Below are 23,818 nucleotides of genomic sequence, written 5' to 3'. Positions count from 1 at the left end.
TTTATATCATCAAAAGCATACTCGTTGAAGTAGGAATGAAACATAAAGGTTTATAACTTTTTATAAGTTTTCAGTAACGGGGAATCCATATGTATCAAGTGGGAATCGTCACATTGAGTGACAAAGGAGCAAAAGGTGAACGGCAGGATTTGAGTGGTCCGAAGATTCGGGAATTACTGCCAAAAGATAAGTATGAAGTGATTTCATATATGATGCTTCCGGATGACCGGGAAAATATCCGCAGGGAGCTGATCCGCCTCTCTGATGAGGTGAAATGTGATCTGATTCTGACAACAGGCGGAACCGGATTTTCACCGCGCGATATTACGCCGGAAGCTACGATGGATGTGGCAGAGCGTAATGCACCTGGGATCGCAGAAGGACTGCGTGCCTGCAGCATGCAGTTTACAAAAAGAGCAATGCTCGGAAGAGGTGTTTCTGTGATACGAAAAGGAACGCTGATCATCAATCTTCCGGGAAGTGTCAAGGCAGTAACGGAAAGTATGGAGTTTCTGATCGGAAATATTGAGCATGGACTGGATATTCTGATGCAGACGGACAGTGAATGTGGAAGAGCCTGAAAGACAGGGCAGAAGGAGTGAAAGAAATGAAACGGATGAAAACAACGGAGGCGGTCGGACAGGTACTTTGCCATGACATTACGCAGATCATACCGGGTGTGACAAAGGATGCCGTTTTCCGTAAGGGGCATATCATCCGGGAAGAAGATATACCGGTGCTGCTCAGCGTTGGAAAGGACTCTGTCTATATCTGGGAAAACGATGAGACGATGATGCATGAAAATGATGCGGCAGAAGTGCTTTATCGTATGACGGCAAATGAGCATATGCATCCTTCGGATGTAAAAGAAGGCAAGATCGAAGCGATTGCTGATACGGAAGGTCTGCTGAAGGTAGATCGTGAGAAACTGAAGAAAGTAAATGCATTCGGAGAGATGATGATCGCAACCAGACACGGCAATACCGTAGTGAAAAAGGGAGATAAACTTGCCGGAACACGTATCATTCCGCTGGTGATTAAAAAGGATAAAATGCAGGAAGCAGAAAAGATCTGTGACGGAACACCAATCCTGAAAATCCTGCCGTTTACCGTAAAAAAAGCAGCGATTATCACAACGGGAAATGAAGTTTATCACGGCAGGATCAAAGATGCCTTTACGCCGGTCATTGAGCAGAAAATCGCAGAATTCGGGGCAGAAATGATGTTCCATGAGATTTTTGATGACAATGCCAGAAAAATCACAGACGGCTGTCTGCGTGCCATAGAAGCAGGGGCGGATATTGTATTCTGTACCGGAGGCATGAGTGTGGATCCAGATGATAAAACGCCGCTTGCCATCAAAAATACTGGGGCGGAAATGATCTCTTACGGCTCCCCGGTTCTGCCGGGAGCGATGTTTTTATTGTCCTATTACCGGAAAGGTGACAAAGTGATCCCGATCTGCGGACTTCCGGGCTGTGCCATGTACAACAGGCGGACCATTTTTGATTTGGTCCTGCCGCGGCTGATGGCAGCAGATCCGGTCACGGCAGATGAGCTGGCTTCGCTTGGCGAAGGCGGACTTTGCCTGAACTGCAAAGTGTGTACATTTCCGAACTGCGGTTTTGGAAAGGGCTGGTAGAAGATGCTGGATCAGTTCGGGAGAAAGATAGAATATATGCGGATTTCTCTCACAAACAACTGCAATCTTCGGTGCAGCTACTGTATGCCGGAGAAGCGGATTTCCGATGTACATTTCTTTCCGATGAATCAGGTTCTAAGATGCGTGGAAAGTGCCGTTTCTCTTGGCATCACGCATTTTCGGCTGACCGGTGGAGAACCCTTATGTTATCCGAAAATCGAGGAACTGCTCTGTAAAATCAAACAGATCAAAGGAGTAGATTCGGTGCATCTGACCACGAACGGCGTGCTTTTAAAAGAAAAGGCGGCACATCTGAAACAGGCAGGCATCGACAGCATCAATGTCAGCCTGGATACGCCGGATGAAAAAGAATACCGGGTTCTGACCGGGGGCGGAAAGCTCTCAAATGTGCTTGATGGGATCAGAAAGGCAGCAGAACTTGAAATTCCGGTAAAGATCAATGCTGTGCTGCGAGAACAGACCGATGTCTGTGCACTGGCAGCGTTTGCAGAACAAAACCACGTCACACTTCGGTTTATCGAGATGATGCCGATTGGTTTTGGAAAGATTCTGCCGGTCGATCCAAAAAGCAAAGTACTGGAAACTTTGCAGGAGCGATATGGCAGGTATGAGAGGATCATGCAAAGAAAAAGAAAAGCAGATTCTCAGGAAAAATATGGATATGGTCCGGCGGTATACTATCGCTTTTCGGATCTGGATATTTCCATCGGTCTGATTCAGGCGATCCATGGAAAATTCTGCGACCGATGCAACCGCGTCCGCATCACTTCCGAGGCAAAATTAAAGCCTTGTCTGGCTTCTGCAAAAGTAATCGATCTGCGTCCGGCACTGGAAGATACAGAAAATCCAGACAAGCTGGCAGAGCTGATGCGGCAGGCGATTTTCCAGAAGCCGAAATCGCATCATTTTGAGGAGCAGAATTCGAAAAAAAGTTCAGAAACCATGAATCAGATTGGCGGATAAGATTAAAGGAGAAATAGATGGGAAAACTGATCGCGATCAATATCAGTGAAAAACGCGGGACAGAAAAAAAAGAAATACAGGAAGCACAGCTGGTTACAGATTTCGGGATTGTCGGAGATGCCCATGCAGGTAAATGGCACAGGCAGGTCAGTCTTTTATCTTTTGAAAAAATCGAAGATTTCAAAGCCAGAGGAGCCAGAATCGAAAACGGAGCCTTCGGGGAGAATCTGATCGTCTCCGGATTTGACTTTAAAACGCTGCCGCTCGGAACGAGGTTTCAGATTGGAGATGCACTGCTTGAGATGACGCAGATCGGAAAACAGTGCCATTCTCACTGTGCCATTTATCAGCGGATGGGCGAGTGCATCATGCCGAAGGAAGGCGTGTTTGCCGTTGTTTTAAAAGGCGGCACGATTAAAAAAGGTGATGAGGTGACGATGATACCGGCAAATTTTTATGCGACCGTCCGGGATCGGAATAAGGCAGCGGACACATTGACAGCGACCGTCATTACCGGAAAAAACAGGGGCGAAAAGCTCTGCATGATGGATGGAAAAATCCGTGCGGTACGAAGTTCCGGTGCCGGAATGTATCATGGCCTGCACAAACACGATATGAATGAAGCGGCAAAAGAATCAATATCCGGATCAGATTTTTTTAATGAAAAACATGCCGAAGAAATCTGGAAGGCACATCTTGCAGACAAACACCGGATCACGATCGAAGAGCAGGAGATTTTCCTTCATTCCATCGGAAACAGGGCAAGACTTGTGATCTGCGGCGGCGGACACGTATCAACTGCCCTGGTGAGGATGGCAAAACTGCTGGATTTTGAAATCTGGGTTCTGGAAGACCGCCCGTTTTTTGCAGAACATGCAAAACAGGAGGGAGCAGATCACATTCTTTGTGGAGATTATGTGGAAAGTCTTGCAAAAATCCCGAAAGATGTGGATAATTATTATGTCTGCATGACGAGAGGACATCGTTTTGATCTGGAATGCTTAAAAGAGATTTATAAAAAAACGTTTGCCTATGCAGGCATGATGGGATCCAGAAAGCGAAGTGTGCTGGTGCGAAAAGATCTGGAAGAGGCAGGCTATACAAAAGAACAGGTACAAAAGCTGCATTCCCCGATCGGTCTGGCAATCGGAGCACAGACTCCGGCAGAGATCGCACTTTCTGTGATCAGCGAGATCGTGCAGTGCAAAAATGAACGTGCAAAAGCGGCAGAAACAGACGAGGCAATTCTGGAAGAACTGACAGGGCCGCAGAGACTTTCAAAATTTGCAGTAAATGATGAAAATGAGATGGAATACCGCATGCTTTGTACGATCATTGAAAAAAGGGGCAGTGCACCCAGAAGCATCGGAACCCAGATGCTGGTCACATCGGACAATCGTATTATCGGAACCATCGGCGGAGGCTGTGCAGAAGCTGAAGTGATCACCAGATGTCGCGGATATTTTGCGGAAATGCGAAAAGGCATACATGGGATCTGCGAGATTGTCAAAATCCAGATGAGCACCGATAACGTCGAAGAAGAAGGCATGGTGTGCGGCGGCAGGATTGAAGTGCTGCTGGAGGAGACATGACAGGGCATGCAGCACTATGGTATGCAGGAACTGATCGTAAATGTACAGAATCTTTGTATAAACTTATAGTGGAAATGGATTATAAAAATAAAGAGCATTTAAAAATTGCATCATGAAAGGAAAAGGCAAATGAAAAAAACGATCGCAGTAACTTTCGCAATCGTATCACTGGCAACCGCAGGAGTTCTTCTTGCAGGATGTGGAAGCAAGGAAAAGAAAACAGAAGTTACTGTTTTTGCAGCAAAGAGTCTGAACGGTGTTATGGATGAGCTGTGCGAAAAGTACAACAGTGAGCATCCGAATGTAACTTTCCAGACAAACTATGACAGTTCCGGAACGTTGATGACACAGATCAAGGAAGGTGCAAAATGCAACATTTTCTTTTCTGCCGGTGTTTCTCAGATGGATGAGCTGCAGGCAGGTTTTGACGATGGTGATATCGTGGAAGGAAGCCGGCGGGATCTTCTGAACAATCAGGTATGCCTTGTTACATGGAAAGGCAGCGATACCAAAGTAACAGATTTTTCCAATCTTTCTCTTGCAAAGAACATGGCACTGGCAGATCAGACCGTTCCGGTTGGACAGTATACCAGAAAAGCACTGATCAATGCGGGCATGGCAGGCTCAGAGTACACAGAAGTCGATCAGCTGACAGATGATGTGATATCAAAGGCACTGGGCGGCCTGGAAATCAATAACTGTGCAAACGTAGGAGCCGTTGCATCCGCAGTTGCAGAAGGAGCAAATGAAGTCGGAACGGTTTATTATTCTGATACGTTCGGATATGAAGATCAGCTGGATATTATCGAGCAGCTGCCGAATTCCCTGACCGGTGATGTGATCTATCCGGTAGCAGCAGTAGAAAGTGATCATACTTCCGATGAAGAACTGGAAGCTTCCGAGGATTTCCTTACTTACCTGCAAAGTGAAGAAGCAGTGAAATTGTTTGAAAAATATCATTTTACTGTACAGTAGGAGATATCTATGAATTTGCAGAATCTGGATTTTACACCGCTTTGGATTACAATGAAAACCGGAGTGGCTGCAACGTTTGTTTCCTTTTTCCTTGGGATTTTTGCGGCCAGATTTGTGATGGGCCGGAAGGGAAAAGCAAGAGCATTCTGGGATGGTTTTCTGACGATGCCGCTGGTACTTCCGCCGACTGTGGCAGGATACATTTTGCTTCGTACATTCAGTACAAGAAGACCGTTTGGCCGTTTTCTGGCGAACAGTCTTGGCATTCAGGCAGTACATACCTGGCTTGGCTGTGTGCTGGCGGCAACGGTCATCGCTTTTCCGCTGATGTACCGCAATGCGAGAGCGGCCTTTGAACAGGTCGATGAGAATGTGATCTATGCGGCACAGACGCTTGGATTGAGCGAGCGGACGATCTTCTGGAAGATCCGCATACCGATGGCAAAACCGGGCATTTTATCCGGTACAGTCTTGGCATTTGCAAGGGCGATCGGTGAGTATGGGGCGACTTCCATGCTCGCCGGAAATATCGCCGGCAGGACTTCGACGATCTCGCAGCAGATCGCCATGGTGCTCCAGAACGGAGATTTTGCACTTGCCGGTTTCTGGTGTCTGGTGATTTTTGTGATTTCGTTTGTGTGTCTTGTTGCACTGAATCTGTTTGGAGAGAAGAAAAGTAAAGGGAAAAAGCATGCCTTTCATCGTAAAAATAAAAAAACAACTGGCTCTTTATGAGCTGACGGTTGATCTGGAAACGGAAGCCGGGATTCTGGCGGTGATCGGAGGCTCAGGTTCCGGAAAAAGCATGACGCTCAAATGCATTGCCGGGATCGAGACGCCGGACAGCGGATTTATCTCGCTGAATGGCAGGGTTCTGTATGATTCTTCAAAAAAGATCAATCTTCCACCGCAGAAACGGAACGTCGGCTATCTTTTTCAGGAGTACGCCCTGTTTCCGACTATGACAGCAGCTGAAAATATCAGCATTGTGATGAAACAAAAGAATCCGGTCCAGGTGCAGAAATGGCTGGAAGAATACGGTCTTGGAGATTATGCGGACAGTTATCCTGATCATCTTTCCGGCGGACAGAAACAGCGTCTTGCCATGATCCGCATGCTGGCGGCCGAGCCGCAGTGCATTCTTTTAGATGAGCCGTTTTCCGCACTGGATGAGCATATCAAGCGGAAAATGGAGCGGGAAGTGATGGAGATGCTGCATGATTTTGACAAACCGATCCTTTTTGTTTCGCATAATCAGGAGGAGGTTTATCGCCTAGCAGACCGGATTGGCAGCATGGAAAACGGCAGATTCAGTCCGATCCGTGAAAAGAGGGCGTTTTTTGCAGAGCCTCAGACAGTCGGGCAGGCAAAACTGGTGGGCTGCAATAATATTTCAGAGATTGACTGGATCAGCGAAGACCGGGTGTACGCAAAAGACTGGAATCTTTCGCTGAGAGTCCCGTTTACTGAGCTGGAAGAGCAGAAAAAATATCGTGCGATCGCCATTTATCCGGGAGATATCACTCTTTATTCAGAAGATGCCATACTGGAAGAAAAACAAGTCAGGAACAAAATTTCAGTAAAATCCTGCAGCACCGAAGAAGAACTGCACAGCTGGTCGGTAAGCTGTCAGATAGATGGAACCGATGCGGAACTTATGATGCTTTTATCGAAAGAAAAAATGCCGTCGGTACCGGAAAAAATTACAGAAATCTTTGTGGATGGCGGAAAAATCCATCTGCTGCAGTAAAGATGATGCAATATGTTTTACAGAAAGTGTGAGGATGACAGCATGATTTATCTGGACAACGCAGCGACAACGCTTCAAAAACCGCAGGTAGTTTATGATGCCGTTTATGATGCCATGAAAACTTTGGGAAATTCCGGGCGGGGATTTTCCGGTGCGGCACTTGGAGCATCGAGAATGATCTATGAGGCGAGACGGACGCTCTGCGATTTTTTCGGAGGCAGTGATCCATCGAGGCTGGTTTTTACGTCCAATGCAACGGAAGCTTTGAATATGGCAATCCAGGGGATGTTTCTTCCGGGAGATCATGTAATCACGACGCAGCTGGAGCATAATTCGGTGCTGCGTCCGCTCTATGCCATGCAGAAAAAAGGTGTTGAACTTACGATTGCAGCGAGTGGACAGAACGGAACGGCAGATTTTGATGCGATCGAAGCAGCCATCCGGGCAAACACGAAAGCGATCGTCTGCACCCATGCATCGAATCTGACCGGAAACCTGACGGACATGCAGAGGATGGGAGAGCTTGCAAAGCGGCATGGGCTGTTTCTGATCGTCGATGCTTCGCAGACTGCAGGTGTGATTCCGATTGATGTAAAACAGATGCATATCGATGTGCTCTGTTTTACCGGGCACAAGAGCCTGTTTGGACCGCAGGGAACCGGCGGACTTTACATAGGTGAGGGTGCAGAGATAAAGCCTTTAAAAAGCGGCGGGACCGGCGTGCACAGTTTCCTGAAAACGCAGCCGGAAGAACTCCCGGAGCATCTCGAAGCCGGAACGTTGAATGGCCACGGGATTGCCGGACTTCTTGCAGGTGTACAGGAAATCCAGAAAATCACAGCAGAAGAGATATGGAAAAAAGAGCGAAATCTGATGGAGTGTTTTGTTGCGAAAATCAAGCAGATTCCCAATGTAAAGATATATGGCGATTTTTCGGATAAAAACAGATGCCCGATCGTTTCTCTGAATATCGCAGGCGTGGATTCTTCGCAGGTCAGTGAATGGCTCTTGGAAGAGTATGAGATTGCAGTGCGTCCGGGAGCACACTGTGCACCGCTGATGCATCAGTATTTCGGAACGCAGAAGCAGGGTATGGTGCGTTTCAGCTTTTCATATTATAATACAGAAAAAGAGGCACTGACGGCCGCAGAAGCGATCCGTGAGATCGCAGAAGAAGTGGAGGCGTGAAATGACAGAAGAGATTGTATTTTGTAAGGGTGGCGGATGTACGGCAAAATTAGGACCGGATCTTTTAAGTCACGTGCTTGGCAAAATCCCAAGAGGGGAAAAAGATCCGGATCTTCTGATCGGATATGACAGTCGGGATGATGCGGCTGTTTATCAGATCACGGAAGATACCGCCATTGTCCAGACGCTGGATTTTTTTCCGCCGATGCTGGAAGATCCGTATTTGTTTGGGCAGATTGCAGCGGCAAATGCTTTAAGTGACATTTATGCGATGGGCGGAACGGTAAAGACAGCATTGAATATCCTCTGTTTTCCGGAAAAAATGGATTTAAATACTCTTGGAAAGATCATGCAGGGCGGGGCAGAAAAAGTGATCGAGGCGGGCGGAACGCTGGCAGGAGGTCATTCCATTGCCGATGCCGATGTCAAATACGGACTATCTGTGATGGGTATTGTAAATCCAAAACAGATCTATGCAAATGACAAAGGCAGACCGTCGGATGTACTGATCTTTACCAAGAAACTCGGAGTCGGGCTGGTGTGCAATGCAAACCGTGTCGGCCAGGCACCGAAAGGAGCTATGGAAGAGGCAGTCGCTTCGATGACCATGCTCAATAAAAAAGCTGCAAAGATCAGCCATCGTTACGAGATACATGCCTGTACCGATGTGACCGGTTTTGGATTTTTAGGACACTTAAGTGAAATGATAAACGATGCCATTTCAGCAGAAATCGACAGCATTTCCATCCCGGTCATCAAAGGAGCAATGCACTGTGCAGAAGAATTTCTGCTGACGGCCGCGGCACAGCGAAACCGCAATCATGTCGCAGAACGTGTGACATTTTCAAAATATATTCCATTTGCGATGGAAGAACTGCTCTTTGATCCGCAGACCTCCGGAGGACTGTTATTTGCCGTGCAGAAAGAAGACGCAGTGGCATTTGAAAAAGAATTAAGAGAAGCCGGAATGCCGGCAGCGATCGTCGGAAGGTTTACGGAGAAAAAAGAAAAAGATATCTATGTGAATTGAGGAGGATGTAATATGATCACAGTAAATGCAATGGGCGATGCATGTCCGATCCCGGTTGTTAAGACAAAAAATGCGATTGCATCTTTAAAAGGTGCCGATGTGGTGGAGACACTGGTTGACAATGAAATCGCAGTTGAAAATCTGAAAAAGATGGCAGACCAGAAAGGTTATAAGACCACAAGTGAAAAGCTTGAAGAAGGAAAATATCGTGTGTGCATCATCGTGGAAAACGTGGTGGATAACGTTGAAAAAAAAGACGGAGACGGTGGAAAATTCTGTGACTGTACGCCGGAAAAAGAGAGCAATAAGGTGGTTGTGATCCGCTCTTCCGTGATGGGAGAGGGTGATCCGGAGCTTGGAAAAGTGCTGTTAAAAGGCTTTATCTATGCGATTTCGCAGCAGAAAGATCTGCCGAAAACCATGCTTTTTTATAATGGCGGTGCATTTATCACCTGTGAAGGTTCCCAGTCGCTGGAGGATCTGAAAGCACTGGAAGAACAGGGCGTGAAAATTTTAACATGCGGGACTTGTTTAAATCACTATGGTCTGACGGACCGGCTTGCAGTCGGAGAAGTGACGAACATGTATGAGATTGCGGAAAAGATGACGCAAGCTTCCCTGATCGTAAGTCCGTGATATGAGAAAAAAAACAAAGCAGCTGGTGATCACGTTTTCCACCACGACAGCGGCGATGGCGATGGAAAAGAAGGCACAGGAAATGGGGATTTTCGGGCGGCTGATCCCGCTTCCATCCGAGATTTCAGCAGGGTGCGGACTTTCCTGGAAAACGAAACCGGAAGAAAAAGAAAAAATGCTTGTGTTTCTGGAAGAAGAAAAGCTGAAGTGGGAAGCAATGTATGAGTTAGAGTTGTATTAGATATGAGATAAATTGATATTCGGGATGGAATTTGATTTAAAGCCTGATGCAGCCACCGGCGGATTGCATCGGTGTACAGTAAGAATGTCAGAGATAATTTTTGAATAGGGAAAGGACAGTATGGGATATTTTAATCAATACGTAAGGGCAGAAAGTCTGGAAGAGGCCTATGGGCTTTACCAGAAAAAAAATAATTTTGTTCTCGGCGGTATGCTCTGGCTGAAGATGCGGAAGCGGCCGTTTGGAACAGCAATCGATCTGTCAGATCTTGGTCTGGATCAGATCGAAGAAGATGAAAAAGAATTTCGCATCGGAGCGTATGTTTCGCTTCGGGAACTGGAGACAAACGAGGCGTTAAATACTTACACGAAAGGTGCGTTTGCCGAGTCGGTGAAACATATCGTCGGTGTACAGTTTCGAAATGTGGCTACGGTCGGTGGCAGTCTCTGGGGACGTTACGGATTTTCAGATGTGATGACGATCTTCCGTGCCATGGGTGCAAAGGTGCAGCTGCATCATGCGGGCATCCTGGATCTGGATGAGTTTGTAAAAATGCCAAGAAAGACAAGGGATATTCTTGTTTCCGTGATCGTACCGAAAAAGGTAAAAGCAGTCGTGTATTTAAGTCAGAGAAACCAGTCCACAGATTTTCCGGTGCTGACCTGTGCGGTGGCAAAACGGGAAGAAGGATATGTCGCAGCAGTCGGAGCTACACCGCATCTTGCGGAAAACGTCTGGGATAAAGAAGGCATTTTAACAGAAATAAACGAGGAAAGCATCGAAAAATTTGCCGCCAAGGTTGCAGAGCAGATCCGTTTCGGCAGTAATATGAGAGCCGGAGCTGCATATCGCCGGATCGTCTGTCAGGTGCTTGTAAAACGTGCACTGCATACGATTGTGGCAGAAAACCATGGAGAGGAGGAAAAGTGCTGATGGAAGTGACCATTACATTAAATGGAAAAAAGATCACAGATTCGGTGGATGCCGATATGGTGCTCTTTGATTTTTGCAGAAAACATAAATGTTTTTCCGTCAAAAGAGGATGTGAAACCGGAAACTGCGGGCTTTGCAGCGTTTTACTGGATGGAAAACCAGTGCTTTCCTGCAGCGTTCCAATCGGACGTGCATCAGGAAGAAAAGTAGATACTTTAGAAGGTCTCCAGGAAGAAGCAAAGAAATTTAGCGATTTTTTTGCAGCGCAGGGTGCCGACCAGTGCGGATTCTGCAATCCGGGTTATATTGTTAATATCGTGGCACTGCTCCGGGAAAATCCAGATCCGACAGACGAAGAGATCCTTGAATATTTATCAGGCAATCTCTGCCGCTGTACCGGATATCAGAGCCAGCTGCGTTCGCTCCGCAACTATCTGAACAGCAAAAAAGAAGCGGCACCGCTTGATCTGGAGGCAGAAGTTTATGGTGCGGATATCGGAAGGGAGTGGAAGCATGAGTGAATTTAAGCGAGATCGAAGAGATTATCATATGGTCGGAAAATGTGTTCCGAAAAAAGATTCAAACCAGCTTCTGCTAGGAAAACCCGTTTTCATGGATGATATTGTGCCGCAGGACTGCCTGGTGATAAAACTGCTCCGCAGTCCACATGCCCATGCTCTGGTAGAAGAGGTCAAAACTGCTGCAGCACTTAAAGTTCCGGGCATTGAGGCCATTTATACCTGGAAAGATGTGCCGGAAGAACGCTTCTGTATTGCCGGACAGACTTATCCGGAGCCATCTCCGTATGACCGTCTGATCCTCGATCAGAGGGTTCGCTGTGTGGGTGATCCGGTGGCGATCGTTGCCGGTGAAAATGAAAAAGCAGTCGATAAAGCACTGCGTCTGATCAAGGTGAAATATCAGGTTTTGGAGCCGGTCCTTGATTTCAGAAAAGCCCTTGATAACAAAGTTCTGGTACATCCGGAGGAGAACTGGAAATCCTATGGAAATACCGGTGATGTGAAACGCAACCTTCTGCATCACGAGGAAGATACCCACGGTGATGTAGAGCAGATTTTAAGCGAATGCGATGAAGTGATCGAGCACAGCTGGCGGATTAAGGCGGCACAGCAGGGCTATATGGAAACCATCCGTGCTTACTGCGAGATCGACCGTTACGGACGTCTTCACTGCATCAGTTCCACACAGATCGTCTTTCATGTAAGACGTATCATTGCCAACGCACTTGGAATCCCAAAATCGATGGTGCGTGCGGAAAAACCGCGTATCGGCGGAGGATTCGGAGCAAAACAGACAGCAGTCTGCGAAGTTTATCCGGCATTTGTGACCTGGATGACAAAGAAACCGTGTAAACTGATCTACAGCCGAAAAGAATGTCAGACGATCGCTTCACCAAGGCACGAAATGGAAGTGACGGTCCGCTTAGGTGCGATGAAGGACGGACATATCCGGGCTATCGACCTTTATACCTTATCCAATACCGGTGCCTACGGAGAACATGGAACTACGACCGTAGGACTTTCCGGACATAAAGCACTTCCGCTTTATACCGGAGGCTGTGAGGCAACCAGATTTTCCTGCGACGTAGTCTATACGAATGTTCAGGCAGCCGGAGCCTACCGAGGCTACGGTGCGACGCAGGGTATTTTTGCACTGGAATCCGCAGTCAATGAGCTGGCGGAGAAACTGCATATGGACCCAGTGGAGATCCGTATGAAAAATATTGTCCGCGAAGGCATGTTTATGCCGGCTTACTTCGGTGAGACGGCAAATGCCTGTGCACTGGACCGCTGTATCGAACACTGTGCCGACAACTTCCACTGGAAAGAAAAATATCCGGTGCGTGACATGGGCAATGGAAAAGTGCGTGCAGCAGGCATGGCACTGGCAATGCAGGGTTCCTGTATTTCCAATGTCGATGTCGGTTCCTGTACCTTAAAACTTGGTGACGGCGGAACGTATAACATGATGATCGGAGCGGCCGACATGGGAACGGGATGCGATACAATCCTTGCACAGATGGCAGCGGAAGTGCTCGACTGTGATGCAGATCAGATTTCCGTTTTCGGGGCAGATACAGATGCCTCTCCGTACGACTCCGGATCATATGCATCTTCCACCACTTATGTGACAGGAATGGCAACGCAGAATGCGGCACTGCAGCTGCGGGAAAATATCAAAAAGATCGGTGCCGGCATGCTTGAGTGTGAACCGGAAGAAGTCGATTTTGACGGTGAGAAAGTTTACCTGACCGACGGCGAAAAGTCCGTCAGTCTTGCGGATATTGCCACAAAATCGCAGGTCAACAATACGATTCCTGTGGATGTGACAGCCACGTATTCTTCCCCGGTATCCCCGCCTCCTTACATGGTCGGAATGGTAGAGATCGAGCTGGATAAAGAGACGGGAAGCATCGAGATCCTTGATTATCAGTCTGTGATCGACTGCGGTATCCCGGTCAATCCAAACCTTGCAAGAGTACAGGCGGAAGGCGGTATCGGCCAGGGAATCGGCATGGCACTCTATGAAAATGTGACTTACAACGCACAGGGAAAAATCGCAGAGAACAGCTTTATGCAGTACAAGATCCCGACCCGTCTGGATATGGGCAGGATCAACGTAGAATTTGAAACCAGCTACGAGCCAAGCGGTCCGTTTGGTGTCAAATCCATCGGTGAGATCGTGATCAACACCCCGGCACCGGCACTCGCCCATGCGATTTACCGTGCGACCGGAGTATGGCATCGAACTGTACCGTTCACTCCGGAAAAGATTCTGATGAGCATGCTCGATCCACAGTGGAAAGAAATCGACCGTCGCGTCAAAGAATCATGATACACATTATTTATATGGCGGCTGGAAACAGCCGCCGTTTTGGAAATGAAAACAAACTGCTCCAGAACTGGAAGGGAAAACCACTGTATCTTCATACATTTGAAAAACTGCTTCGGATCAGAGAAAAAGAGCCGGAAAAGATTTCCTTAACGGTAGTCACGCAGTATCCGGAAATTTATCGGGAAGTACAAAATCAGCCCGGCGTGAATGCAGTATTCTGCAAAGAGAGCAGACTTGGTGTTTCCTATACGATAAAGGCAGGGATCCGTGCAGTTGGGGAAATATATGACTCTGTAAAGAAGAAAATTTGCCCGGTGCAGGAAGCACATGATTTTGTGAGAAAAGAGCATTGCTTTGTAAAGAATGAGAGTTCTTTTGAAAGAAAGACAGAGCATGTAAGAACGTGGGATTATCTGATGTTCACAGTTGCCGATCAGCCGAACTTAAGCGAGCAGAGCATCGAAGCACTGATTGGGGCAGCAGGCCAGCGATTCAGACAGGGATATACTTCGCAGCCGCCGACGTTCTCTCTGTGCTGTGGGGAAAGAGTCGGCAATCCCTGTATGTTCCGGGCAGATCTGATCCCGGAGCTGATGCAGCTGGAAGGCGATAAGGGCGGAAGGTCTGTTCTGAAAAAGCACGAGTGCTGTTACGTGGAGATAGAAAATGAAGAAGAATTTTCTGATATTGATACAGAAGAGCAGATGAAGAAAATGTCAGGCAGAGAAAAAACATCTGCCAAAGGAAAGAAAGGAGAAAACGCATGAAAAAAACAGCAGAAAAAGGAAAAAAGATCGTGTTTGGTGTGCTGCTTGTTCTGGCGTGTATTCTGATGCCGCAGAAAATGACGAATGCGGCGGGAAATACGGTGCCGACGGCAGTCGATAACCTTACGGTATCTTTAAGAAACAAGGTAAATATGGCCGTAACAGACAACGGATATATGCGGGTAGCCTATGACGGCAGTAAAGTCCGGGTGGAATATTATGATACGCAGTTTAACCTTCAGCGAAAAGGTTCACTGGATCTGGAATTGCCGATCTGGGGCGGCTTTTATGCAGGGCAGGATGCTTATTATCTTGCAGAAGCACAGAACAACACGGAGCAGAGCGACACCAAAGAAGTGATCCGGGTCATCAAATATGACAAAAACTGGAGACGTCTCGGAGCAGCATCCATCACCGGCGATCCGGAGCTGTTCGGCGGCGAAGTGCGTTATCCGTTTGACTATGGATGTGTGGAGATGGCAGAATCCGGAAACAATCTTTATCTTGTAACCGGACATGAAGGCTACGTAGATGCCGGAGTAGGCCAGGGACATCAGGGCTATCTGATGGTTCAGATTGATAAGACAACATTGAAAGGATCCATTGTGGACTGCAACCTTGGACATTCTTTTGCACAGTACATCAAGTCTGACGGTGCACAGCTTTATGTTCTGGAACAGAGTGAGGGCGGACGATGTACGGAACTTTCAAAATACGATACTGCTTCCATGAAAAAACAGAGTCTGTCTGTTCTGGAATATGGAGGCTTTCGTACCGATGCATGGGCAATTGCCTGTTATGCGAGTGTGGATGATTTGGCAGTATCCTCCTCAAATGTTCTCAGTGTCGGAACATCCATCGATCAGAGCCAGTATGACAATGTGACAAGTGATATGCCGCACAACTTGTATCTGACGATCACACCGAAAAACAATTTTACCGAAGATGCAGCAACGGTCAGATGGCTCACAGATTTTACCGGAGACGGTGCAAGTTTCCTCGGCGTAAAACTTACGAAGATCAACGACAATCGTTTTATGCTCTCCTGGGAAGAAACCGGAAAGACACAGAAAATCACAGACAACGATCCGCTTTCTGTTTCCATACTGCACTATGTATTTCTGGATGGAAACGGCGAGACTGTCAGCCGGGAGTTTACGGCACCGGCCCCGATTTCCGACTGTCATCCGATCGTAAATGGTTCAAAAATTGTCTACAGTGCTTCCAGTTCGAACACCGTTGCCTTTTATTCCATTGATGCAAACAGCGGAGCTTTTCAGAAAAAGGTGTACCGCATAGCCGGTGAGAATGCTGTGTGGAGCCTTGCAAATGGAGTGCTGACGATCTCCGGAATCGGTGCAATCGATATCGATAAGGAAGCACATTACCGCTATCCGGTGTCCTCGACAGCACGTTCCTACAGCTACAGTTCTGCAGATAATTCCTGGAAAGATATCCGCGAGTGCGTCACAAAGATCGTGATCGAAAAAGGAATCACCAGTATCCCGGAGGAAGCGTTCTATTATTTCAGCAACCTGAAAGAAGCAGAGATTAAAGAAGGGCTGAAGTCGATCGGGAAAAAGGCCTTTTATGCATGCAAAAATCTGAGGAAGATCACGATACCGGCGAGTGTGACCGAAATCGGAGAAGAATGTCTGGCAACCGGTTATTACTGGGTTGGCAGCGAAGAGCCGGTTGTAGACGCGAAAATTTATGCACCGAAAGGTTCTTATGCGATCAAATATGCAAAGCAAAATAACATTGCCTATACAGAGACAAAAGCTGCAGCTTCCGGAAACAACAGCGGAAATACTTCAGCGAATATCACCAGGAAAAAAGTGACGGTCACGGCTCTGACCTCATCGAAAGCCGGAACCATCAAATTAAAATGGAAGAAACTCTCCGGTGCAGACGGTTATGAAATCCAGTATGCACGCAATGCGAAATTTACCAAAAACAAAAAGAAAGTTACCGTAAAAAAAGCGGCAGCGACATCAAAGACCATCAAAAAGCTGAAAAAGAAGAGCAGATATTACGTGCGCATCCGTGCTTACAAAAAAGCAAACGGAAAGACCGCTTACAGCAAGTGGAGTGCAAAGAAGAGCGTGAAATGTAAGTAAAAGCAAAAAAGAAAACGTGCAGTGCAGGCTGCCGTAACGAAGATACAAAACAAAAAGCAGAGACACCGTGACGGAAAACACGTCCTGTGCTCTGCTTTTTACGTTGTGTAAATTCAGTTTCAGGCTTTTGAACCAGGTCTCATTACAGCATGGAAGCTCTCAGTTCTTCCGGTGTTTTCTGAGACAGCATAGCCGGTGCGATATCGAATACGCTTCTCGCTCCGGATTCGCCCTTTTTGGACAGACGATATGCAGCACGTGCATAAGCAACCAGAACACTTCCGGTAAATTCCGGATTCGAATCCAGTTTCAGAGAATATTCAATCACATGCTTGTTGCCCTCACATCCGGTTTCACCGGTACGGATCACAAAACCGCCGTGCGGCATCTTGCTGTGATGAGCCTTTAATTCTTCTTCTGAAATGAAGTTTACGGTTGTATCGTATTCATCGAAATAGTTCGGCATCGTCTTGATCGCTTTTTCGATGGCAGCCTTATCAGCACCTTCTTCAGCAACGACATAACATTCTCTTAAATGTTTCTCTCTGGTAGTCAGTGTCGGTTCGCTTCCACTTCTTACCAGTTCCATGGCAGATTCGATCGGAACAGTGTACTGGATCGCATTCTTAACACCCTCGATACGGCGGATCGCATCAGAATGTCCCTGACTTACACCCTTGCCCCAGAATGTATAAGTACTTCCCTGAACCAGGATAGATTCTGCATATAAACGATTCAAAGAGAACATGCCCGGATCCCAGCCGACAGAGATAATGCCGATGTTTCCGCCTTCTTTTGCAGCCTTATCTACGCTTGCAAAATATTCCGGGATTCTTGCGTGTGTATCGAAACTGTCGATCGTGTTGAAAGAAGCAGCAACTTTTGGTCCGATGACCGGCAGATCGGTAGCAGAACCGCCGCAGAGGATCATAACATCGATCTCATCTTTCATAGATTCCATATCATCGAAATGCTTTACAACAGCACCTTCCGTCTGAATGGAAACACCGACAGGATCTCTCCTTGTGAAAACTGCTTTCAGTTCCATATCATCATTGCGTTTGATGGACTGCTCAACGCCGCGTCCAATGTTGCCATAGCCAACAATACCAATTCGGATTTTTTCCATTTTCTTACATCTCCTGTTTAAATTAATTCTGTAAACATTCAGAATTCGCATATTTACCTTGTAAACAACAGCGTTCTTATGTTTGGCAGGGCAAGATTCAAATGATTCTGCCACTGACATCTTTTAGATTATAGCATAGATTTTCAATCAGGCAATTATTTTCTTTTGAGAAAATATGATGTATACTAAAAAACAGGATAAATTTGCAGCGACTTTCGAAGAAAAAACAAAAGAGTGTCCGCTTTACGCAAGAAACATGTTGGCTTTAGAAAGTATGGAATTCAGCAGGAAGGAAATAAACATGACAAAAAAATATGACGAAAAAGAAATAAGAGCAGATTACCGCAGGCTTACAAAACTGCTGATTGAAAAAAAGATGACGATCACCACGATGGAATCGGCAACATCCGGGCAGATCGCTTCTCTGATCACAGATACAGAAGGCTCATCGGCAGTTTTAAAAGGTGCGTTTGTTACTTATTGCAACGAAGCGAAAATTATGCAGGGCGTTCCGGCAGAAGTTATTGACAAATACACGGTCTATTCCATGCAGACGGCGGAAGCGATGGCAAAAGCCTGCACAAAAGCCTACCGTGCAGATATCGGCATCGGAGTGACCGGAACCATGGGAAATGTCGATCCGGCAAATCCGAAAGCATCCATTCCGGGACAGGTTTATTTTGCAGTTGAAATGGACGGCAAAGTCAGATCCTATTATGTGGAACTTAAGCCGCAGCCGACAAGACGGGCCTATAAGCTGGCAGTTGCCAAAGAAATTTATGATGCAGTCATGGAGCAGATGGAGGAAAGTCAGCATGAGACAGCAGGAGAATAAAAAAGAAAATTTCCGTGAGAATCCCACAAAATTAACCTGGATTCCGAAGGTTTATAATTATGCAGAAAGAACGGGCAATCTGAAAGCAGAAGCCGTCGGTGTGGTCAGCGGAGAAAAATATTTCCCGGTGTTTGAAGACCGGATGGTGTTTAAACCACTCACAAAATCAAAGCCATTCTCTACCCCATTGTTTGCCTGTGCAGAAGTATTCTGGTCCTGGGTGATCGATACTTATTTTGTCCCGGCACCTTTGTATCAGCTTGCCTTCTGCAGAGGATATGAGGCAGAATGTGAGAAATATTATGATTACGGAACCGTATCGCCGATGATCTATGAAGAAGGAGAACATCTTCTGAACTTACTGGAGTTCTTTCGAACGTATCCAGATGAAAAAGTTCAGATTGACGATTACTTAAATTATTGTCAGATGTTTTATGATTACACCGAAATCCTGGAGGCAGATTACTTTCAGACACACCGGGAAATCGCAGAAGATCTGGCAATGCAGATTCTGATCTCGGTTCTGAAAGGCGATCAGAATTACCATTATGAAAATATTGCGTTTGTATGTGACGCATCCGGGCAGATTCTGAGGCTGGCACCGATGATCGACCACGAATTTTCCACCTGTTTTATGTTTCCGGATAACCTGTCAAGGCACAACTACTGGTTCGGTGAACTGCAAAGATCCATCGAAGGAAAACCTGTCCAGCCGGACGAGTACAAAGATTTTCCAAATGAAAAAGAACGCAGACTGATGGAAAAAAGTGCGACCTGCCTGCATCGGAATCTCGTCTATATCAAAGAACATTATCCGGAAGTGACGGCCTCGTTTCTGGAAAACGTAAGCAGACTGAAACGCGATCTTTTGCAGAAAAGAGAGAGCTTTTTTATCCGAAAAGCAAAAGATTATCCGGATCATGCAAATTCCGACGCCTATCGGATCGGAAAAGCCAGATACAAAGATCACGATGAAGAAAAGGCGGCAGCTTTCGAAAAACAGTACGGCGGAGAAGGAAAAGAAATATCCTTTGATCTTATGAACTGCCTGATCAATTATGAAGTACAGGAGATCATAGAGCAGATGGAGAGGATACTGAGATAAAGCGATTATAAAAGAAGCAGTTGGCAAGTTGAAAAATATTGCAGATGAGAAAGAGAGGGAGAGATAGATGAAAGTTTTGGTAATTCCTGATGTACATCTGAAACCGCAGATGTTTCGGCAGGCAGCAGCTATTATGAATACAAGGGTGGCAGATCGTGCAGTATGTCTGATGGATATTCCGGATGACTGGGACAGAGAATATGACATTGCACTTTATGAAGAAACATACGACGAAGCGATAAGATTTGCTGCAAGATTTCCGGATACCGCCTGGTGTTACGGAAATCATGACCTCAGCTACTTCTGGCACTGCCTTGAGAGCGGATACAGTTCCATGGCATCCGCAACGGTACAGAGAAAGCTTCTGGAACTTCGCAGGACGGTTCCGGAAGATCATCCGATCCAATTTGTTCAGAAAATTGACAATGTGCTGTTTTCCCATGGCGGAGTGCTGAACTATTTTGTTGAGGAATATGTTCCAAAATCAAAATACCACGATGTAGATGCCGTTGTGGAAGAAATCAACAAATTGGGACGCTTAGAGATGTGGAATGACATGTCACCTGTCTGGTTGCGTCCGCAGCGTCCCGGCATACGTCTGTATAAGCCACGGAAATTGCTCCAGGTGGTAGGACACACACCGATGGATAAAATAACAAGAGAAAAGAATCTGATCAGTACGGATGTATTTTCCACTTACCGGGACGGCAGACCGATTGGAACACAGGAATTTTTGCTGCTTGATACCGTAACCTGGGAGTATAAGGGGGTAAAATGCCTGTGACCGAAGATGAAAAAGTAATTTACAAATTTTTAAGATCAAAGGTTTTCAAAAGATATATCTGCATTTTATTATGCCTTGTTTTATATATTACTGTGCTTCCCCTTTCTGTATCGGCAGAGGAAGCAAAAAACCGAACAGTCAGAGTAGGCTGGTATGAAGGAACTTATAATACCACAGAACCAGACGGTAAGAAGAGAGGCTACAGTTACGAATATCAGCAGGCAGTAGCTGCACATACCGGATGGAAGTATGAATATGTGGAGGGAAGCTGGGCAGAACTGATGAATATGTTGAAGAGTGGAGAGATCGATCTGATGGGAGACATCTCCTATACAGAGGAACGTTCCACTTCCATGCTCTTTTCAGAACTGCCTATGGGCGAGGATAAGTATTACCTTTATGTAAATCCTTCGGATACGGATATTTCAGCTTCAGATCTGACTACATTGAATGGGAAGAGAATCGGGGTGCTGCCGGATACACTTTCTGCCAGACGGTTCTGTGAGTGGGAGAAAAGCCATGGAGTAGACACGCAGCAGGTTGATATTACCAGCACAGATGATGCCCGTCAGAAACTACAAAATCAGGAAATTGACGGATTTGTTTTAAATGAATCTTCACAGTGGGAAAAGCACAACATTTCCCCAGCACTTCTGATCGGCAGTTCCTATAATTATTTTGCGGTCAGCAAAAAATGCCCGGATCTGAAAGAGGAGCTGGATCAGGCAATGTGGAAGATAGAAAAAGAGAATCCTTTTTATAAAGAAGATCTTTATAAAAGGTATCTTTCAGCAAATCCCATTGAAACTCTTACGGATGAGGAACAGAACTGGCTGGAACAGCATGGAGCAGTCAGGATTGGATATCTGAAAAATGATGTTGGTATCAGTCTGGTGGATGCAGAGTCAGAGGAACCGACAGGAATTATTAACGATTATATCAGTCTGGCTTCCAATTGTATGGGAGAAAAAAGTATAGAATTTCAGACGACAGGCTTTGATTCTCAGGAGGAAGAGCTGCAGGCATTAAAGGATAACAGGATCGATATGATTTTTCATATGAATCAGAACCCATATGAAGCTGAGCAGAACGATATTATATTGTCAAATACTGTTTTTGAAGTCAATGTTGCAGTGCTCACCGGCGTTGCGAAGTTTGATGAAAACGGGGAAAACACAGTGGCAGTGAGCAGAAATAACCTGTTGGGAAAGTGGTATATTTCTTTTAATTATCCTTTCTGGAAAATAAAGGAATATGACTCATCTGCTGAGGTTGAGAAAGCAGTTCACAGTGGTGAGGCAGACTGCTTTGTTGTGAAGGCAGGACAGTCATTAAAGACGCTGGCAAACAGCAAAATGCAGAGTGTTTTTCTTACAAAATCCGGCGATTCCTGCTTTGCAGTCACCAGAGAAAATACAACATTAATGAATATCCTGAATAAAACCATTCAGACTCTGCCTGATTCAAGACTTTCAAGCCTGTTTTCCGTATATGAAAACACACCGGGAAAGGTGACTCTGGCAGAATACATAAAGGATAATTTGCGGGTAGTTTCCATTGGCTTTGTAAGCGTGGCCCTGATTATTATACTGATTATAGGTTACCTGATGATAAAAGCAAGAAAAGCCCAGATTCAGGCAGAAAAGGCCAATGCTGCCAAATCAGATTTCCTTTTCAATATGTCACATGATATCCGGACACCGATGAATGCTCTGCTGGGATACAGTGAGCTGATGAAAAGAGAACTGACAGATCCGAAGCTTCTGGATTATCAGGAGAAGATGGAGCAGTCCGGAAATCTGCTGCTGTCTATTATCAATAATGTGCTGGACATGGCCCGGATTGAAAGTGGTAAGGTGGAACTGGATGAAGATTATGTGAAGATCAGAGATGTTTATCAGGGGGTTTACAAAATTTTCCAGGCAGAAGCGGAGAAAAAGGGTATTCACCTTGAGATGGAATATGAGGTGCAGCATGAACATGTAATCTGCGATGAGACAAAGAACAGGGAAATTTTCCTCAATCTGATCAGTAATGCAGTAAAATATACAGCTTCAGGGGGAACGGTTACCATAAGGATCACAGAGATTGACTGTGACAGGGAAGACTGTGTGCGGATACAGACTCAGGTAATTGATACAGGTATCGGAATGAGTGAAGAATTCCTGCCATCTCTGTTTGAGGCTTTTGCCCGGGAACGCAATACAACAGCTGCAAAGGTTGCAGGAACAGGTCTGGGAATGCCGATCATAAAGAAATATGTTGATATGATGGGCGGAACCATTAAAGCAGAAAGTAAGCTGGGAGAAGGAAGCAAATTTACAGTTATCATGGAATACAGGATTGCGGATAAGGGTTACTACGAGCAGATTACGGATCAGTCCCCGGATACAGAGGAAACAGACTGGATTAGCGGAAAACATGTTCTGCTGGCTGAGGATAATGAGCTGAATGCGGAAATCGCAGAGTTTATTCTGGAGGATATGGGACTTATAGTTGATCGTGTTGAGGATGGAATTCAGTGTGTGGCAAGGATGGAACAGAAACCGGCAGGAACCTATAATCTGATCCTTATGGATATTCAGATGCCGAACATGGATGGATATAAGGCAACTCAGACAATCAGAAAACTGGCAGATGAGAAGAAAGCTTGTATTCCCATCATAGCTATGACAGCCAATGCATTTGAGGAAGACAGAAAAAAGGCATTGGCAAAAGGAATGAACGGACATATTGCAAAGCCTGTTGATGCAGAAAAGCTTAAGAAAACCATTCTTTCAGCTTTTCGGTGAGATGAAGGGGAAATTTTCACTCCTTTTGGATGGAATCGTCGATATTTTTCGAAAATTCGTAAAGATGTCAATTATGTTCCTAATAAGAAAACTGTATTGGCTTTTACAATCGCTTTGGAATTATCACTGGATGAAGCAAAGGATTTACTGGCAAGTGCCGGCTTTGCATTATCCAGAAGTTCGAAAACAGATATTATTGTGGCATATTTCTTACAGAATAAGATTTATGACATGTTTGAAATAAGGCTACCGCAATCCCACTGGCTTTAGACGGTGGGTTAAGGTAGCCAAAAATCAGAAATTATAGTATACTCATGGCATGGGAACCTGGAAATCTAAAAACAGACACAAATACTTATTACAATATCACATTATTTTTGTCTGTAAATATAGGAAGAAATTACTGGTTTCGAGGCAGATATCAGATGATATAAAACAGTTTTCGTATGAGATATGTCA

At 45.8% G+C, this 23,818-nt stretch carries 22 protein-coding genes and 1 pseudogene; 22 read left to right on the top strand and 1 reads right to left on the bottom strand.

Translation table 11 applies throughout. From position 1 onward, the window contains the following. The first annotated feature begins 89 nt into the window (after nucleotides 1-89). The 17 genes and pseudogenes from GPK60_RS12880 to GPK60_RS12805 all read left to right on the top strand — a co-directional run bounded on the left by GPK60_RS12880 (nucleotide 90) and on the right by GPK60_RS12805 (nucleotide 16,714). On the top strand, nucleotides 90-581 hold the full coding sequence (locus tag GPK60_RS12880) for a MogA/MoaB family molybdenum cofactor biosynthesis protein (protein WP_215660542.1): 492 nt from the start codon (nucleotides 90-92) through the stop codon (nucleotides 579-581). Between the two features lie 26 nt (nucleotides 582-607). After that, nucleotides 608-1,642, top strand: coding sequence for a molybdopterin-binding protein (locus GPK60_RS12875; RefSeq protein ID WP_215660539.1), 1,035 nt, complete (start codon nucleotides 608-610; stop codon nucleotides 1,640-1,642). A gap of 3 nt (nucleotides 1,643-1,645) precedes the next feature. Beyond that, on the top strand, nucleotides 1,646-2,626 hold the full coding sequence (gene moaA / locus GPK60_RS12870) for a GTP 3',8-cyclase MoaA (RefSeq protein WP_276572172.1): 981 nt from the start codon (nucleotides 1,646-1,648) through the stop codon (nucleotides 2,624-2,626). A gap of 17 nt (nucleotides 2,627-2,643) precedes the next feature. Further along, nucleotides 2,644-3,066 (top strand): annotated as a pseudogene (locus GPK60_RS15760) (MOSC domain-containing protein); the annotation flags it as partial. Continuing rightward, nucleotides 3,064-4,218, top strand: coding sequence for an XdhC/CoxI family protein (locus tag GPK60_RS12865; RefSeq protein ID WP_346727787.1), 1,155 nt, complete (start codon nucleotides 3,064-3,066; stop codon nucleotides 4,216-4,218). The pseudogene GPK60_RS15760 and the gene GPK60_RS12865, both read left to right, overlap by 3 nt. Before the next feature lie 129 nt (nucleotides 4,219-4,347). After that, on the top strand, nucleotides 4,348-5,193 hold the full coding sequence (gene modA, locus GPK60_RS12860; protein WP_215660533.1) for a molybdate ABC transporter substrate-binding protein: 846 nt from the start codon (nucleotides 4,348-4,350) through the stop codon (nucleotides 5,191-5,193). 9 nt (nucleotides 5,194-5,202) lie between these two features. Next, nucleotides 5,203-5,928 (top strand): molybdate ABC transporter permease subunit, encoded by a 726-nt coding sequence (gene modB / locus GPK60_RS12855; RefSeq protein ID WP_022119073.1) that lies wholly within the window; start codon nucleotides 5,203-5,205, stop codon nucleotides 5,926-5,928. Then, the gene (locus tag GPK60_RS12850; protein WP_215660530.1) at nucleotides 5,885-6,943 is read left to right on the top strand and encodes an ATP-binding cassette domain-containing protein; all 1,059 of its coding nucleotides are present in this window, start codon (nucleotides 5,885-5,887) and stop codon (nucleotides 6,941-6,943) included. Before modB ends, GPK60_RS12850 begins: the two co-directional genes overlap by 44 nt. A 12-nt stretch (nucleotides 6,944-6,955) precedes the next feature. Continuing rightward, nucleotides 6,956-8,131 (top strand): aminotransferase class V-fold PLP-dependent enzyme, encoded by a 1,176-nt coding sequence (locus GPK60_RS12845; protein WP_346727786.1) that lies wholly within the window; start codon nucleotides 6,956-6,958, stop codon nucleotides 8,129-8,131. A 1-nt stretch (nucleotide 8,132) separates the two neighbouring features. Then, the gene (gene selD / locus GPK60_RS12840; RefSeq protein ID WP_215660527.1) at nucleotides 8,133-9,161 is read left to right on the top strand and encodes a selenide, water dikinase SelD; all 1,029 of its coding nucleotides are present in this window, start codon (nucleotides 8,133-8,135) and stop codon (nucleotides 9,159-9,161) included. A gap of 12 nt (nucleotides 9,162-9,173) precedes the next feature. Next, nucleotides 9,174-9,797, top strand: a complete 624-nt coding sequence (gene yedF, locus GPK60_RS12835; RefSeq protein WP_022119077.1) for a sulfurtransferase-like selenium metabolism protein YedF — start codon at nucleotides 9,174-9,176, stop codon at nucleotides 9,795-9,797. Nucleotide 9,798: 1 nt separating this feature from the next. Beyond that, a complete protein-coding gene (locus GPK60_RS12830) occupies nucleotides 9,799-10,038 on the top strand; it encodes a DUF3343 domain-containing protein (RefSeq protein ID WP_215660526.1) in 240 nt (79 codons plus the stop codon). A 120-nt stretch (nucleotides 10,039-10,158) separates the two neighbouring features. After that, nucleotides 10,159-10,971 carry an FAD binding domain-containing protein gene (locus tag GPK60_RS12825; RefSeq protein ID WP_215660524.1) on the top strand — a complete coding sequence of 271 codons (813 nt, stop codon included), beginning with the start codon at nucleotides 10,159-10,161 and terminating at the stop codon, nucleotides 10,969-10,971. Next, nucleotides 10,971-11,492, top strand: a complete 522-nt coding sequence (locus GPK60_RS12820; protein WP_215660523.1) for a (2Fe-2S)-binding protein — start codon at nucleotides 10,971-10,973, stop codon at nucleotides 11,490-11,492. Before GPK60_RS12825 ends, GPK60_RS12820 begins: the two co-directional genes overlap by 1 nt. Continuing rightward, entirely contained in the window at nucleotides 11,485-13,827 is a 2,343-nt protein-coding gene (locus GPK60_RS12815; RefSeq protein WP_215660521.1) for a molybdopterin cofactor-binding domain-containing protein, read from the top strand. The genes GPK60_RS12820 and GPK60_RS12815 overlap by 8 nt, the downstream gene beginning before the upstream one ends. After that, nucleotides 13,824-14,594: a nucleotidyltransferase family protein gene (locus tag GPK60_RS12810; RefSeq protein WP_215660519.1), complete on the top strand. Its 771-nt coding sequence runs from the start codon at nucleotides 13,824-13,826 to the stop codon at nucleotides 14,592-14,594. Before GPK60_RS12815 ends, GPK60_RS12810 begins: the two co-directional genes overlap by 4 nt. Further along, entirely contained in the window at nucleotides 14,591-16,714 is a 2,124-nt protein-coding gene (locus GPK60_RS12805; RefSeq protein ID WP_215660517.1) for a leucine-rich repeat domain-containing protein, read from the top strand. The genes GPK60_RS12810 and GPK60_RS12805 overlap by 4 nt, the downstream gene beginning before the upstream one ends. Before the next feature lie 142 nt (nucleotides 16,715-16,856). Here GPK60_RS12805 and GPK60_RS12800 read toward each other — a convergent pair whose 3' ends face one another. Next, complete coding sequence (locus GPK60_RS12800; protein ID WP_022119084.1) at nucleotides 16,857-17,843, bottom strand: diaminopimelate dehydrogenase; 987 nt, start codon at nucleotides 17,841-17,843, stop codon at nucleotides 16,857-16,859. Between the two features lie 301 nt (nucleotides 17,844-18,144). On the opposite strand from GPK60_RS12800, the gene GPK60_RS12795 reads away from it, so the two are divergent. From GPK60_RS12795 to GPK60_RS12775, 5 genes are all read left to right on the top strand, one after another. Then, complete coding sequence (locus tag GPK60_RS12795) at nucleotides 18,145-18,678, top strand: CinA family protein (RefSeq protein ID WP_215660514.1); 534 nt, start codon at nucleotides 18,145-18,147, stop codon at nucleotides 18,676-18,678. Then, complete coding sequence (locus GPK60_RS12790) at nucleotides 18,659-19,783, top strand: hypothetical protein (RefSeq protein WP_215660511.1); 1,125 nt, start codon at nucleotides 18,659-18,661, stop codon at nucleotides 19,781-19,783. The genes GPK60_RS12795 and GPK60_RS12790 overlap by 20 nt, the downstream gene beginning before the upstream one ends. Nucleotides 19,784-19,850: 67 nt before the next feature. Then, a complete protein-coding gene (locus tag GPK60_RS12785) occupies nucleotides 19,851-20,567 on the top strand; it encodes a metallophosphoesterase (RefSeq protein ID WP_215660508.1) in 717 nt (238 codons plus the stop codon). Between the two features lie 92 nt (nucleotides 20,568-20,659). Continuing rightward, the gene (locus GPK60_RS12780; RefSeq protein WP_346727785.1) at nucleotides 20,660-23,359 is read left to right on the top strand and encodes a transporter substrate-binding domain-containing protein; all 2,700 of its coding nucleotides are present in this window, start codon (nucleotides 20,660-20,662) and stop codon (nucleotides 23,357-23,359) included. 319 nt (nucleotides 23,360-23,678) lie between these two features. Continuing rightward, nucleotides 23,679-23,818: transposase (locus GPK60_RS12775; RefSeq protein WP_215660545.1), on the top strand; the 140-nt coding region annotated here is incomplete at its 3' end.

Source organism: Ruminococcus sp. MCC718 (assembly GCF_018783905.1).
Taxonomy (GTDB): Bacteria; Bacillota; Clostridia; order Lachnospirales; family Lachnospiraceae; genus Hominisplanchenecus; species Hominisplanchenecus faecis.
Note: the sequence above shows the minus strand (reverse complement) of the source record. Positions and strands in the feature narration are given on the sequence as shown.

What these genes read in the sequence shown, in the direction of transcription:
- selD (WP_215660527.1), top strand. Translation starts at nt 8,133, where the DNA reads ATGACAGAAGAGATTGTATTTTGTAAGGGTGGCGGATGTACGGCAAAA.
- GPK60_RS12805 (WP_215660517.1), top strand. Translation starts at nt 14,591, where the DNA reads ATGAAAAAAACAGCAGAAAAAGGAAAAAAGATCGTGTTTGGTGTGCTG.
- GPK60_RS12825 (WP_215660524.1), top strand. Translation starts at nt 10,159, where the DNA reads ATGGGATATTTTAATCAATACGTAAGGGCAGAAAGTCTGGAAGAGGCC.
- GPK60_RS12785 (WP_215660508.1), top strand. Translation starts at nt 19,851, where the DNA reads ATGAAAGTTTTGGTAATTCCTGATGTACATCTGAAACCGCAGATGTTT.
- GPK60_RS12820 (WP_215660523.1), top strand. Translation starts at nt 10,971, where the DNA reads ATGGAAGTGACCATTACATTAAATGGAAAAAAGATCACAGATTCGGTG.
- moaA (WP_276572172.1), top strand. Translation starts at nt 1,646, where the DNA reads ATGCTGGATCAGTTCGGGAGAAAGATAGAATATATGCGGATTTCTCTC.
- GPK60_RS12880 (WP_215660542.1), top strand. Translation starts at nt 90, where the DNA reads ATGTATCAAGTGGGAATCGTCACATTGAGTGACAAAGGAGCAAAAGGT.
- GPK60_RS12790 (WP_215660511.1), top strand. Translation starts at nt 18,659, where the DNA reads ATGAGACAGCAGGAGAATAAAAAAGAAAATTTCCGTGAGAATCCCACA.
- GPK60_RS12795 (WP_215660514.1), top strand. Translation starts at nt 18,145, where the DNA reads ATGACAAAAAAATATGACGAAAAAGAAATAAGAGCAGATTACCGCAGG.
- yedF (WP_022119077.1), top strand. Translation starts at nt 9,174, where the DNA reads ATGATCACAGTAAATGCAATGGGCGATGCATGTCCGATCCCGGTTGTT.
- GPK60_RS12800 (WP_022119084.1), bottom strand. Translation starts at nt 17,843, where the DNA reads ATGGAAAAAATCCGAATTGGTATTGTTGGCTATGGCAACATTGGACGC.
- GPK60_RS12815 (WP_215660521.1), top strand. Translation starts at nt 11,485, where the DNA reads ATGAGTGAATTTAAGCGAGATCGAAGAGATTATCATATGGTCGGAAAA.
- GPK60_RS12845 (WP_346727786.1), top strand. Translation starts at nt 6,956, where the DNA reads ATGTTTTACAGAAAGTGTGAGGATGACAGCATGATTTATCTGGACAAC.
- GPK60_RS12830 (WP_215660526.1), top strand. Translation starts at nt 9,799, where the DNA reads ATGAGAAAAAAAACAAAGCAGCTGGTGATCACGTTTTCCACCACGACA.
- modA (WP_215660533.1), top strand. Translation starts at nt 4,348, where the DNA reads ATGAAAAAAACGATCGCAGTAACTTTCGCAATCGTATCACTGGCAACC.
- GPK60_RS12865 (WP_346727787.1), top strand. Translation starts at nt 3,064, where the DNA reads ATGATACCGGCAAATTTTTATGCGACCGTCCGGGATCGGAATAAGGCA.
- GPK60_RS12875 (WP_215660539.1), top strand. Translation starts at nt 608, where the DNA reads ATGAAACGGATGAAAACAACGGAGGCGGTCGGACAGGTACTTTGCCAT.
- modB (WP_022119073.1), top strand. Translation starts at nt 5,203, where the DNA reads ATGAATTTGCAGAATCTGGATTTTACACCGCTTTGGATTACAATGAAA.
- GPK60_RS12850 (WP_215660530.1), top strand. Translation starts at nt 5,885, where the DNA reads ATGCCTTTCATCGTAAAAATAAAAAAACAACTGGCTCTTTATGAGCTG.
- GPK60_RS12810 (WP_215660519.1), top strand. Translation starts at nt 13,824, where the DNA reads ATGATACACATTATTTATATGGCGGCTGGAAACAGCCGCCGTTTTGGA.